Source organism: Nocardia sp. CDC159 (assembly GCF_023740735.1).
In the GTDB taxonomy this organism is placed as follows: domain Bacteria; phylum Actinomycetota; class Actinomycetes; order Mycobacteriales; family Mycobacteriaceae; genus Nocardia; species Nocardia pulmonis.
The window spans coordinates 467505-480251 of record NZ_JAMRXH010000003.1 but is presented as its reverse complement, the minus strand read 5'-3'; the positions used below and the strand labels follow the sequence as shown (position 1 = coordinate 480251).

The window sequence follows — 12747 nt, the reverse complement described above, 5'->3', positions numbered from 1 at the left end:
TGGTTCGCGAGACCGCGGGTATCGAGTAGATGTGAGTTTCGACCTGACTCCGACGGCCGCGCAGCACGATCTGGCCGCGCGGGCGCACGAATTCGCGCGCGATTGTCTCCGGCCGGTGGCCGGGTACTACGACCGGGCCCAGGAGTTTCCGTGGCCGGTGCTCGAGGAGGCGGCCCAGCGCGGGTTCTACAGCCCGCTGTTCTACCGGGATCTGATCGGCGACCCGACCGGGCTGTCGCTGCCGATGTTCATGGAGGAGCTGTTCTGGGGGTGCGCGGGAATCGGGCTGGCGATCGTGATGCCCGCCCTGGCGCTGTCGGCCATCGGTCAGGCGGCCACGCCCGAGCAGATGTTGCGGTGGGCGCCCGAATGTTTCGGCACTCCGGGCGATCTCAAACTCGCCGCCCTCGCGATCTCCGAACCCGAGGGCGGTAGCGACGTGCGCAATCTGCGCACCCGCGCGGTTCGCGACGGTGACGACTGGATCATCGACGGGCACAAGATGTGGATCGGCAACGGCGGCATCGCCGATGTGCACGTGGTGAACGCGGTGGTGGATCAGGAGCTGGGGCATCGCGGGCAGGGGTTGTTCGTGGTGCCGGGCGGCACGCCCGGCCTGGAACTGGTGCGCAAGCTCGACAAACTGGGCTGCCGCGCATCGCATACCGCCGAGCTGAGGTTCGACGGCGTGCGCGTGCCCGCGGAGAATCTGCTGGGCGGGTCGGAAAGGCTCGAACGCCGGTTGGCCACCACCCGCGAGTCGATCCGCAGTGGGGGCCGGTCGCGGTCGGCGACGCTGGGCACCTTCGAGCAGACCCGACCGATGGTCGCCGCGCAGGCCCTCGGAATCGCCAGGGCCGCTGTGGAATACATGACGGCATACGCGAACAAGCGCGAGGCGTTCGGCGCGCCGATCATCGACAATCAGGGCATCGCCTTCCCGATCGCCGATCTCGCCACCCGGATCGACGCCGCACGGCTGCTGACGTGGCGGGCCTCCTGGATGGCGGCCAACGGCGTGCCCTTCGACCGCGGTGAGGGCTCGATGGCGAAGCTGGCGGCCAGCGAGGTCGCGGTGCAGGCCACCGAACGGGCGATCCAGACCCTGGGCGGATGGGGTTACATCACCGACCATCCCGTCGAGAAGTGGTTCCGGGATGCCAAGCTGTACACCATCTTCGAGGGCACCAGCGAGATTCAGCGCATCGTGATCTCCACCGCGCTGGGCGCGGCCGAGGGCAAGCCGCCGCTGCACGTGGATCTCGAACCGTCCGGCGGCGCGTTGAGCAAGATGTTCGGTCGCGGTACCGAGGTGCGGACCAGAGCCGCCGCGGCCGCGCTGGCCCTGAAGGACCGGGTGCCGGAACCCCTTGCGCGGGCCGCGATGCGGGTGCTGCGCCCGCCGCGCTGACCGGACAAATATCGGCTGACCCGGTCGCGCCGGGTGAATTACGCTCGCGCTCATGCGGATTCTCCTGCCCTATCATCTCGACGAGTACCGGCCCGGGCTGGAATTTCCCGTGGCAGCGGATGTGGTTGTCGACCCGGACCTTTCGGGTGACGGTGATGTCTGGTCCCGGATGGCGGTGCTGTACGAGGAGATCGCCGAGCAGGTTGCTCGGGCCGTGCGGGCGGGGGAGCGGGCGAGCGTGCTGTCGGGGGATTGCACGACCGCGCTGGGGACGGTGGCCGGGTTGCAGCGGGCGGGGATGGATCCGGCGGTGGTCTGGTTCGACGCACACGGGGATGTGCAGACGCTGGAGACCTCGGCGTCGGGATATCTCGGCGGGTTTTCGCTGCGCATGCTGGTCGGGTACGGGCGGCGGCTGCTGGCCGATCGGATCGGATTGCGCGATATCGCGCAGGAGCGGGTCGTCCTGGTGGACGGGCGGGATCTGGATCCGCCGGAGGTCGAGTATCTGCGCACGTCGAGCATTCGCCAGTGCTCGGTCGACGAGCTCGGTGAGCTGCCGAAGGGGCCGATCTACCTGCATCTGGACTGCGATGTGATCGGTGATCTGCCCGGATTGGTGTTTCCCGCGCCGGACGGACCGGATGAGTCCCAGGTCGCCGCGGCCCTGCGGCGCGTGCTGGATACCGGCCGGGTGGCCGCCGTCGGCATCGCGTGCACCTGGTACGACGGCAGCGGGGCCGCCGAGCGCCTGCGGCCGCTGGCCGAATCGCTCTGAACTGCCCGCATGGGGAGAAATCGGGGAGATATCGCCCGAAAGTGATGGTCGTGGCCGCCGCTGCGGGCGCGTAATGCAGGATTGGGGGCGTGATCGGTAACCGCACCTCCACCGCTCAGGCCACCCGCACCGTCCGCCCACCGTCGCCGCACCCGTCGGGCGCCAGGCCGCCCGCGCTGCCGCCGGAGTTCGTGCCCCGGCATGTGGCGCTGGTGATGGACGGCAACGGCCGCTGGGCCCAGGAGCGCGGACTGCCGCGTACAGCCGGTCACGAGCGCGGCGAGGCGGTGTTGATGGACACCGTCGAGGGCTGCATCGAGATCGGCGTGAAATGGCTGTCGGCCTATGCCTTCTCGACCGAGAACTGGCGGCGCAGCCCCGATGAGGTGCGCTTCCTCATGGGCTTCAACCGCGATGTGATCCGCCGCCGCCGCGACGAGATGCACGAGATGGGGGTGCGGGTGCGCTGGGCCGGGCGGCGACCGCGGTTGTGGCGCAGCGTGATCAAGGAATTGGAGATCGCCGAGGAACTCACCAAGGACAATACGGTGATGACCCTCACCATGTGCGTCAACTACGGCGGCCGGGCCGAGATCGCCGATGCCGCACGTGAAATCGCGCGCCGGGTGGCGGCCGGGGAGCTCGATCCGGAGAAGATCAACGAGACGACCTTCGCCCGCTTCCTCGACGAACCGGATATGCCGGATGTGGATCTGTTCCTGCGCCCGTCGGGTGAGCTGCGCAGCTCCAACTTCCTCATCTGGCAGTCGGCTTACGCCGAATTCGTCTACCAGCACACGCTTTTCCCCGATTTCGACCGGCGCAACCTGTGGGAGGCGTGCGTGGAGTACGCCAAGCGGGACCGCCGCTTCGGCGGCGTCAAATGAGCGCTCCGGCCGCCGAGGAGCTGCAGGCCCGGGCCGGGGCGTGCCTGGCCCGCTGCGATATCGCCGTGCGGGTCGAGGACGGCGGACTCGGATTCGAATTCGAAGGCGCGCTGTGCTCGCTGCGCGGGGTCAACCTCGCCGACGGTCTCGATGTGCTCACCCTGACCTGCGTGCTGGCCTGGGATCGCCCGCTCAAGCCGCAGCTGCACAAGCGGGTGGCCGATCGCAACAACGCGCTGCAGTTCGGTTCGATCACCGTGATCGGTCACGAGAAGCTCGCCGATGTGATCCTGCGCTACACCTTCCCGGCCGCGGGGCTGTCCGACGATGCGCTGACGACCATGCTGCTGCTGGTGCTGTCGGGTGCGGGCCGGGCGCGCAAGGGCTTGGTGCCCTGAGGTTTACGCCGAGGCGTGCCGGTAGTCCGGCAGCAGCAGATCCATTCCGCGCGCCAGGGTCTGCGGATCGATGTCGCCGAGCAGCAGATGCTGGAGGACGAAGCCGGGCATGATTCCGAGCAGCGCCTTGGCCACGGCATCGGTATCGGCATCCGGCGGTAGCCAGCCGGCCGCACGCATCCGTTCGGCATAGTCGCGCCAGCGGTCGCGCAGGGTGCGGATGGCCGTGCTCACGAAGGTGTGCGCGGTCGGGTCGGTGACCGCCAGCGCCCACGCCTGCGGCGCCAGCCGGACTCGGCCGCTGGTCTCGCCGATCCGGATGATCTCGGTGGTCAGCGCCGCGATCACCTCGCCGGGAGTCGGCAGCGGATCGCGCTGCACAACCTCCTCCATGGCCCCGCGCAGCAGGACGGTGGCGTCGGCGGCCAGGGCGGCGATCAGCTCGTCCTTGCTCTTGAAATACCGGTAGACAGCGCCTGCGGACAGGCCCGCCTCGGTGAAGACGTCCTGCATCGAGGTGGCGTGAAAACCCTTGCGGGCGAAGCATTCCAGCGCCGCGTCGAGGATCTGCTGGCGGCGGCGTTCCAGATGTTCTTCGCTGACTCGGGGCATGGCTCCAAATTAAAACGAATGTTCGTTCTTGACAAGTTGGCGCGGCGGTGCGACCGTTGGCCTTATAAAGAACGAACCTCCGATTTTCTGGGGAGCTCCGCATGAACGCCACGTCTCGAGCGGTTGCCGTCGGCCTGGCCGCCGCCGTCCTGCAGGCCGTGCTGCTGATCGCCTTCGCCTGGCCCGCCGCCAATCTGAAGCCGCGCGACCTACCGATCGTGGTGGCCGGGCCGCAGGCGGGCATGGTCGAGGAGCGGCTGGTTCAGCGCGAACCGGAGGCCTTCGAGATCGCCACCGTCGCCGACGAGGCCGCCGCGCGTGCGGCCATCGAGCGGCGAGACGCCTACGGCGCGATCGTGACCGGCGGCGGGCAGCCGCGGGTGCTGATCGCCTCGGCGGCGAGTCCCGTTGTGGCGCAGCTGATCACGCAGCTGGGCCAGCAGCTGTTGGGGGCCTCGGCCGCGCCGGTGCAGGACGTGGTGGCCGCCGATCCCGACGATCCGCGCGGCGCCGGCTTCGGGGCGATGGTGCTGCCGCTGGTAATGGCCGGGTTGGCCGCCGGTGTGCTGCTGAGCCTGCTGGTGCCGAGCGTCGCCGGCCGTGCGCTGGGCCTACTCGCCTTCGGCATCGTGGCCGGACCGCTGAGCATGGCGATCGTGCAGGGCTGGCTGGCGCTGCTGCCGGGTTCCTTTCTCGCGCTGGCGGCCATCGCGGGCTTGGTCTCCTTCACCGTCGCGGGCACGGTCGTCGGCCTGGCCGCGCTGCTCGGGCACCCCGGGATCGGCCTCGCGGCGCTGCTGCTGCTCCTGATCGGAAACCCGTTCTCCGCGGCCACTTCCGCTCCCGAACTCCTGCCCGAGCCGTGGGGCGCGATCGGCCAACTCCTGCCCCCGGGCGCGGCCGCCACCCTGCTCCGCTCGGTCGCCTTCTTCGACGGCCACGCCGTCGCCACCCCACTGATCGTCCTGTTCACCTGGGCCGCGGCCGCGGTGGCCCTCCTCGCCGTCACCGCCCTCCGCCCCCGCATCGCCGCGCCGCAACCGGTCCCGGCGTAACCCCACCCACCGCACCCTTTCCCGCGCTTCGCACCCTCTGTGGCCGTCCGCAGCGGGTGCGAAGCGCCAGAAGGGGTGCGGCTGCTCGGGGGCGCCTGCGGAGGTCGCGATCTGGCCGAGGCGCGCTAGTGGTGGAGCGGTTCAGCCGCACCCCTGGGGGCCCGGCGTGGCAGAGGCGTGCCCGGAGGGGAAACGGTTCAGCCGCACCGCTTTTCGCGCTTCGCACCCCTTGGGGATGGCCGCAGGGGGTGCGAAGTGCGGAAGAGGGTGCGGCTGTGGGGTCAGGCCGGGGTGGTTTTGTCGTCTCGGGTGGCGGCGCAGGTTCGGCAGGTGCCGAAGACCTCCATGGTGTGGCTGATCTCGGTGAAACCGTGTTGGCCCGCAACGGATTCAGCCCACGCCTCGACGGTGGGTCCCTCGACCTCGACCGTGCGGCCGCAGTGACGGCAGACCAGATGATGGTGGTGGCCCTTGGAGCATTGGCGATAGACCGATTCGCCGGTGTCGGTGCGCAGCACGTCGACCTTGCCCGCCTCGGCCAGCGATTGCAGGGTGCGGTAGACCGTGGTCAGGCCGATGCCCTCACCGCGGCGGCGCAATTCGTCGTGCAGCTCCTGGGCGGAGCGGAATTCATCGATATCGCCGAGCAGGGCCGCGATGGCGCTGCGCTGGCGGGTACTGCGAATACCGACCGTCTTCTCGGCTGTGCCCATCTTGTCCGGCACGGATCACCCTTCCTCGGCGTGTGCGACAGCGTCGACGACGATGCGCGCCAGGTGGTCGTCGACCAGTTCGTAGATCACCTCGCGGCCGGTGCGCTCCCCGCGCACCACCCCCGCCGACTTGAGGATGCGCAGATGCTGGCTGACCAGTGGCTGCGTCACACCCAGGGTATCGACCAGTTCGTGCACGCAGCGCGGGGACTCACGCAGCTGCAGCACGATGGCGATCCGCACGGGGGCGGCCAGGGCGCGTAACAACTCGCCCGCGCTGTCCAGAATCGGGCGCGGCGGGACCGCGGGCGCGGTCGGTGCGCGATACGGATAGGGATCGTGCGGAATCGGGGTGGGCGCCTCCACGGCGACGCGGCTGCGACGCAGGGGGGCACCGCTGTCGGCGGTCATCGAACCAACTCCTTATTGGAAACCGATGCCATTATTGGTATGCACAGGTGCGCATGTCAACCAGGAGGGCTCGCGTGTCGTGCGATCCCCGCAAATTCGGCGAGATCAGCAGTTGTTCTCGGTCGGTATCGGCAGAGTGGGATCGAAGTAGTCCTCGTTCCGCGGATGGGCCGGCCGACCGTAACCGACGGCGGGCGGGTTGCTGTAGCTCGGCGCCAGGAACCCCTTCTCGTGCAGTGCGCAGTTGACGGAGTAGGCGAAGCCGGTGACCTTGCCGATCCACATGCCCTGGGAGGGTTGGTCGTAGCGGGCGTCGTCGACCCATTCGTAGGCGGCCTGCAGGCGGTCGACGGCGACGATATCCATCGGGTCGTCCAGGTCCTTCGGATTGGCGTGGTCGAAGGCGTAGGCGACCAGGTAGTCGGTGTGAACCACCAACTCGTCGTCTTCGCCGATGGCCACGCGCATCGATCCGGTCACTCGCGGGACCGCCTTCGCCAGCCCGTAGCCGGAGGCGATCTTGGACGACACCCACCACGTCTGGTGCTCATTGCCGGGTGTCAGCCTCGGCCGGAGCTTCGTCACCATGCCGGGTGCCAACTGTGCCAGCACGGGTTCGGCGTCGTGCCCGATGAGCACGTGCCGGTCCAGCCGGGCGGTGATGATCAGTTGCTTCGCCCGGGCCATCGCATCGGCGACCTGTTCGGCGGAGTATCGCCCGATCGGTGCGGGCGGCGGCGGCACGATGCCGTCGGCGCCCTCGGCCCAGCTCGCCGCGGGTGTATCCCGGAACGGCTGGTCGAGGTCCACCGCGGGGCGCGGGGTCGTCGGGGTGATGACCGGCCGGGCGGTGCCGGGGATCGTGCGGGAGCCGCGATCGACCACCTGCCATGCGACCACGGCGACCAGGAGTCCGATCGTCAGGATCAACAGTGCCGCATTGGAGCGCAGGAACCGCGAGACGGGTGAAGACTTGGGCGGAAACTCGTTCACTCCGCGAACCCCCCAATGAGCTTGCCTCCTCTCTATACCCCACCCGTGCGTCACATATGCCCGTATCGCGCGATGATTCGTGGATACTGCTTCGACTCGCGAGCGGCCGTGCCGATAGGCTGGATCGAATCGCCCGTCAACCCATCATCCAGAGGGAGAGCTTCAACAGTGGCACCCAAGTCGAAGGTCGACACCGTCGCCAATCTCGCCAAGCGCCGGGGTCTGGTCTACCCCAGTGGTGAGATCTACGGAGGCACCCGGTCGGCGTGGGACTACGGGCCGCTGGGTGTGGAGCTCAAGGAGAACATCAAGAAGCAGTGGTGGCGGGCCATGGTCACCAGCCGCGACGATGTGGTGGGCCTGGACTCCGCGATCATCCTGCCCCGGCAGGTGTGGGTCGCCTCGGGCCATGTCAGCGTGTTCAACGATCCACTGGTCGAATGCCTGAACTGCCACAAGCGCCACCGGCAGGACCACCTGCAGGAGGCCTACGCCGACAAGCACAAGATCGATGACCCGGATTCGGTCTCGATGGAGCTCATCGGCTGCCCGGACTGCGGCACCGTCGGCAAGTGGACCGAGCCGCGCGACTTCAACATGATGCTCAAGACCTACCTCGGCCCGATCGAGTCCGAGGAGGGGCTGCACTATCTGCGCCCGGAGACCGCGCAGGGCATCTTCGTCAACTTCGCCAATGTGATGACCACCGCGCGCAAGAAGCCGCCGTTCGGCATCGCCCAGATCGGCAAGAGCTTCCGCAACGAGATCACCCCGGGCAACTTCATCTTCCGCACCCGCGAGTTCGAGCAGATGGAGATGGAGTTCTTCGTCAAGCCCGGCGAGGACGAGCAGTGGCATCAGTACTGGATCGACACCCGGCTGGCCTGGTACACCGATCTGGGCATCGATCCGGAGAACCTGCGGCTGTACGAGCATCCGAAGGAGAAGCTGTCGCACTACTCGACCCGCACGGTCGACATCGAGTACCGCTTCCACTTCCAGGGCAGCGAGTGGGGTGAGCTCGAGGGTCTGGCCAACCGCACCGACTTCGACCTCAAGACCCACTCCGAGCACTCCGGCACCGATCTGAGCTTCTTCGATCAGAACACCGGCGAGCGCTACACCCCGTACGTCATCGAGCCCGCGGCCGGTCTGACCCGCTCGCTCATGGCGTTCCTCATCGACGCCTACACCGAGGACGAGGCCCCGAATGCCAAGGGCGTCATGGAAAAGCGCACGGTGCTGCGCCTGGACCGCCGCCTGGCCCCGGTGAAGGTGGCGGTGCTGCCGCTGTCGCGCAACGCGGATCTGTCGCCGAAGGCGAAAGACCTTGCGGCACAGTTGCGCAAGAACTGGAATGTCGACTTCGACGACGCGGGCGCCATCGGCCGCCGCTACCGCCGCCAAGACGAGATCGGCACCCCGTTCTGCGTGACCGTCGACTTCGACACCCTCGAGGATCAGGCGGTGACGGTTCGCGAGCGTGATTCCATGGCGCAGGAACGGGTTTCGCTCGATCAGGTCGAGGGGTATCTGGCGGAGCGGCTGATCGGGGCCTAACCGGACGAGGCCGTCCGCGGCTCGATGCGACGGTATGCGAGAGATCTTCGACGGGGTGGGCGTGCGGGGCTGGCTGCACGCCCGCTGCCTGGATTGCGGCGCCGAAACCGGTTGGCGCGCGGACGAACTCGTCGTGCTGTCCTCGGTCGTCAAGGTGCCGCTGGTCCTGGAGCTGGCCCGGCAGTTCGCGGCCGGACAACTCGACCCCACCGACCGGGTGCGTGCCACCGCCGCCGATCGCCTCGGCGGCCCCGGCACCTCCGGCTGCCGCGACGACGTCGAGTACAGCCTGCGCGACGCCGCCTATCTGGCCCTGTCGATCAGCGACAACACCGCCGCCGACCTGCTGTTCGACCGGGTCGGCCTGGACAATGTCCGGTCGCTGGTCCGCGAACTGGGCCTGCCCCGCACGCGTATCATCGGCGCCCTGCGCGATCTGCTCGGGTCGATGGCCGAGGATATGGGCGTCGCCGACGCCGCCGAATTCGCCCGCCGCTATGCCGCCATGTCCGCGCCGGAGATCTTCGCCCTGCGCATCCTGGACTCGGCGCGCACCTCAGCGAGCACCCCGCGCGAGATGACCCGGCTGCTCGAACTCATCGCCCTGGATCGGGCGGGACCGCCGCGGGCCTGCGCCTGGCTACGCGAACTGATGGGGGCCCAGCTCAATCAGCACCGGCTCGGCTCGGCCTTCGGCGACGAATTCGGGCTGTGGGGTAAGACCGGCACCCTGCCGGGCATCCGCAACGAGATCGGCGTGATCGAGACGCCGGACGGAATCCGGTGCGCGGTGGCGGTTTTCACCCGGGCCGAGCGGCTCGACCACCGACTGCCGCGGGTGGACCACGCCATCGGCGCGGCCGCCCGGGCCGCGCTCGAATCCCTCGATCACCGCCGCCCGATCAGCACATTCCACGGTCGCGCCGCGTCCTCCTGAGCGGGCGCGAGCGTGGACACCCCGTCCGCACGCAGCACGCTCACCACCAGGTCGGCGCAGCGCGCCGCCACCGGATGCGGGGCGGCCGTGGGCCAGGCCAGCGACAGCCGCCTGCGCAGCGGCTGCCCGATCAGCGGTCGCCACACCACCCGCGGCTCCTTCTGCGCCACCATGCCCTGCTCGAATGCCACGCCATGCCCCGAGAGCACCAGGCCGAGCACGAATTCCGGGTTGCGCGCGTGCGTCACCCGGGTGGGCCGGAAGCCGTGTTCCCAGCAGGTCCGCAGCGTCGCGTCGTACATTCCGGGCGCGGCCGCGCGCGGCGGCATGACCAGGCCGTGCCCGGCCAGATCCTCGAGCGCCAGTTCGGATTTCGACGCGAGCGGGGAGTCGCGCCGCAGCACCACACCGAGCGGGGTATCGATCGCGGGACCCAGCTCCAAACCGATCACATCGACCGGATGCTGCAGTAGCCCGGCGTCGATCTGCCGCTCCGCGAGCAGGCGCAGCTGTTCGGCGGTGGTCAGCTCCTGCAGATCCAGCCGCAGCTCGGGATGGCGGCGTTCGAAGGCGGTCACGATCGCGGCCAGCACCCGTCCGGCCAGCTCCGGCGGCACGCCCACCCGCAGCGCGTCCATCTCACCCCGATGCGCCCGGCCCACCAGCGTCGTGGCCCGGTCCCAGCGGGCCAGCAGGTCGCGGGATTCGGCGAGCAGGATCTGCCCGGCCTCGGTCAGGGTGACCGTGCGGCCGCGGTCGAAAAGCCGTGCGCCCAGATCCTTTTCCAGTTCGCGGATGCGCTGGCTCAACGGCGGCTGGGCGATGCCGAGCCGCTCGGCCGCACGACCGAAATGCAATTCTTCGGCGACGGCCACGAAGTACCGCAGCTTGCGCAGGGGGTCCACGCTGCGACGATATCGGTTCCGATATGGGCACGCCGAAGCGTCGATCTTGGACACCGGCGCGACCGCCGTGATGTCGTGCCCGCCATGAGCAGAATGAGCAGGCGAGGTTTACTGGGTGCGGGCGCGGCGGCCGCGGCGGTTCTGGCGGCCGGTTGCACCGCCGAGCAGCGCGGCCCCACCGGGGCCCCGACGGCCCCGGTGGGTGCGTCCGGGGTGAGCGTGCGCTGGTGGGGCAACAACGGCTGGGAGATCACCGCGGGGGGCAAGACCGTGCTGATCGACCCGTGGATCACCCGCTTCCGGACCGGTACCTACACCGAGCAGGGCGCGGACCCGCAGACGCCGATCTCGGTGGATACCGCGTTGATCGACTCCTACCTCGACTCGGGCCGCCTGCGCGCCGATCACATCCTGGTCACCCACGGCCACTACGACCATCTGACCGACGTCCCCTACCTCGCGCAGCGCACCGGGGCCACGGTCCTGGGCACCGAGACCCACCTGAACCTGATGGCCGCGCTCGGCGCGCCGGAGCAGCAGCTGGCTCTGGTCACCGGCGGTGAGGATCTGCTCTTCGAGGGGTACCAGATCCGGGTGCTGCGCGCGCTGCACTCCGCGCTCGGCCCGCGCGCCCAGATCCCCTATCCCGGAACGCGTCCCGGCTACGGCGCCGCGAAGCTGCCGCGCCCGCGGGTGATCGCCGATCTGGTCGAGGGCGGCACGCTGGCCTACCACGTCACCGTGAACGGAATCGGCGTGCTGAATTTCGGCGGCTCCAACTACATCGAATCGGAACTGGTTGGGCTGCGCCCCGATGTACTGCTGCTCCCGGCGGGCGGGGCGAAGGTGCGCGACTACGTGACTCGACTGCTGCGGACGCTGGGCAATCCGCGCTATGTGGTGCCGACGCACTGGGACGACTTCGACTACCCGCTCGGCGAACCGGCCCGCGACGCCGGTGGGCTGGAGCCGCTGCGCAAGGCGGTGACCGCGGCGAGTTCGGACAGCCGTTTCGTGGTGCTGAACCATCTGGAGACCCTTACCCCGTAAGGCGGAAATATCCGCACACCCGGGGCTGTTCGGGTTCGACAGGGACCCCGACGGAAGAGGTGCGGCATGGCACAGGCGGTGCAGTTCGATCGGTACGGCGATATCGACGTGCTGAAGGTGGTCGAGGTGGCGGATCCGGTTCCCGGGCCGGGGGAGGTGGTCGTGGCGGTGGTCGCCGCCGGTATCAACCCGGGGGAGGCCAAGATTCGCGCCGGGCTGCTGCACGAGCGCTGGCCCGCGACCTTCCCCTCGGGGGAGGGTTCCGATTTCGCGGGCCGCATCGCGGCGCTCGGCGCGGGCGTGAGCGGCATCGCGGTCGGTGACGAGGTGCTGGGCTTCACCCACCGCCGCGCCAGCCACGCCACCCATGTCGTCGTGCCCGCCGAACAGGTCACGCCGAAGCCCGCCGAACTGTCCTGGGACGTCGCGGGCGCGCTGTTCGTGGCGGGCACCACCGCCTTCGCCGCGGTGCGCGCGGTGAGTGCGGAGGCCGGTGACACGATCGCGGTGTCGGGTGCCGGGGGCGGGGTGGGATCGATTGCGGTGCAATTGCTTCGGGCTCGCGGCGCCACGGTCATCGGCATCGCCGGACCGGCCAAGCACGACTGGCTGCGGGCCAAGGGCGTGCGCCCGGTGGCCTACGGCGAGGGGCTGGCCGAGCGCCTGCGGAGCGCCGCTCCCGACGGTATCGACGCCTTCATCGACACCTACGGCTCCGGCTACGTCGAACTGGCCCTCGAGCTGGGCGTGACGCCCGAGCGCATCGACACCATCATCGACTTCGCCGCCGTGCAGCGCTACGGGGTCAAGGCCGACGGCAATGCCGCCGCCGACACCATCGACGTCCTCGCCGAACTGGCCGATCTCGCCGCGGCGGGAACCATCGAGGTGCCGATCGCCGCGACGTATCCGCTCGCGCGCGTGCGCGAGGCGTTCGGTGAGCTCGAGCGCGACCACATCCACGGCAAGATCGTGCTGCATCCGTAGCAATCGCCCGTTCGAATGGCTCGCCGATGGTTCCGCCCGGTAAGGTGAGC

Annotated in this window: 14 protein-coding genes; 9 read left to right on the top strand and 5 right to left on the bottom strand. The window is 69.3% G+C overall.

Going from position 1 to position 12747, the window contains the following annotated elements; genetic code table 11:
* Positions 1-31 precede the first annotated feature (31 nt).
* The 4 genes from NDR87_RS09160 to NDR87_RS09145 all read left to right on the top strand — a co-directional run bounded on the left by NDR87_RS09160 (position 32) and on the right by NDR87_RS09145 (position 3474).
* On the top strand, positions 32-1411 hold the full coding sequence (locus NDR87_RS09160) for an acyl-CoA dehydrogenase family protein (RefSeq protein ID WP_251910697.1): 1380 nt from the start codon (positions 32-34) through the stop codon (positions 1409-1411).
* A gap of 52 nt (positions 1412-1463) precedes the next feature.
* Positions 1464-2189, top strand: coding sequence for an arginase family protein (locus tag NDR87_RS09155; RefSeq protein ID WP_251910696.1), 726 nt, complete (start codon positions 1464-1466; stop codon positions 2187-2189).
* An 89-nt stretch (positions 2190-2278) separates the two neighbouring features.
* A complete protein-coding gene (locus NDR87_RS09150; protein WP_372494117.1) occupies positions 2279-3076 on the top strand; it encodes an isoprenyl transferase in 798 nt (265 codons plus the stop codon).
* Entirely contained in the window at positions 3073-3474 is a 402-nt protein-coding gene (locus NDR87_RS09145) for a hypothetical protein (protein ID WP_251910695.1), read from the top strand. The genes NDR87_RS09150 and NDR87_RS09145 overlap by 4 nt, the downstream gene beginning before the upstream one ends.
* Before the next feature lie 3 nt (positions 3475-3477).
* Here the strand turns inward: NDR87_RS09145 and NDR87_RS09140 are convergent, their stop codons facing one another.
* Positions 3478-4086, bottom strand: a complete 609-nt coding sequence (locus NDR87_RS09140) for a TetR/AcrR family transcriptional regulator (protein ID WP_251910694.1) — start codon at positions 4084-4086, stop codon at positions 3478-3480.
* A gap of 101 nt (positions 4087-4187) precedes the next feature.
* Between NDR87_RS09140 and NDR87_RS09135 the strand changes: the two genes are divergently transcribed.
* Positions 4188-5141, top strand: coding sequence for a hypothetical protein (locus NDR87_RS09135; protein ID WP_251910693.1), 954 nt, complete (start codon positions 4188-4190; stop codon positions 5139-5141).
* A gap of 281 nt (positions 5142-5422) precedes the next feature.
* Here the strand turns inward: NDR87_RS09135 and NDR87_RS09130 are convergent, their stop codons facing one another.
* The 3 genes from NDR87_RS09130 to NDR87_RS09120 form a co-directional block, all read right to left on the bottom strand.
* On the bottom strand, positions 5423-5854 hold the full coding sequence (locus tag NDR87_RS09130; RefSeq protein WP_251910860.1) for a Fur family transcriptional regulator: 432 nt from the start codon (positions 5852-5854) through the stop codon (positions 5423-5425).
* A 15-nt stretch (positions 5855-5869) separates the two neighbouring features.
* Positions 5870-6265 (bottom strand): helix-turn-helix transcriptional regulator, encoded by a 396-nt coding sequence (locus NDR87_RS09125; RefSeq protein ID WP_251910692.1) that lies wholly within the window; start codon positions 6263-6265, stop codon positions 5870-5872.
* 105 nt (positions 6266-6370) lie between these two features.
* Entirely contained in the window at positions 6371-7258 is an 888-nt protein-coding gene (locus NDR87_RS09120) for a hypothetical protein (protein WP_251910691.1), read from the bottom strand.
* 168 nt (positions 7259-7426) lie between these two features.
* On the opposite strand from NDR87_RS09120, the gene NDR87_RS09115 reads away from it, so the two are divergent.
* A complete protein-coding gene (locus NDR87_RS09115) occupies positions 7427-8818 on the top strand; it encodes a glycine--tRNA ligase (protein ID WP_251910690.1) in 1392 nt (463 codons plus the stop codon).
* 34 nt (positions 8819-8852) lie between these two features.
* Positions 8853-9755, top strand: coding sequence for a serine hydrolase (locus NDR87_RS09110; RefSeq protein WP_251910689.1), 903 nt, complete (start codon positions 8853-8855; stop codon positions 9753-9755).
* Here NDR87_RS09110 and NDR87_RS09105 read toward each other — a convergent pair.
* Entirely contained in the window at positions 9707-10660 is a 954-nt protein-coding gene (locus NDR87_RS09105; RefSeq protein ID WP_251910688.1) for a LysR family transcriptional regulator, read from the bottom strand. The two genes, NDR87_RS09110 and NDR87_RS09105, sit on opposite strands and share 49 nt — an antisense overlap.
* A gap of 93 nt (positions 10661-10753) precedes the next feature.
* On the opposite strand from NDR87_RS09105, the gene NDR87_RS09100 reads away from it, so the two are divergent.
* Both NDR87_RS09100 and NDR87_RS09095 read left to right on the top strand, forming a co-directional pair.
* On the top strand, positions 10754-11710 hold the full coding sequence (locus NDR87_RS09100) for an MBL fold metallo-hydrolase (RefSeq protein WP_251941101.1): 957 nt from the start codon (positions 10754-10756) through the stop codon (positions 11708-11710).
* A 66-nt stretch (positions 11711-11776) separates the two neighbouring features.
* Positions 11777-12697 (top strand): NADP-dependent oxidoreductase, encoded by a 921-nt coding sequence (locus NDR87_RS09095; RefSeq protein WP_251910686.1) that lies wholly within the window; start codon positions 11777-11779, stop codon positions 12695-12697.
* Positions 12698-12747: the final 50 nt, after the last annotated feature.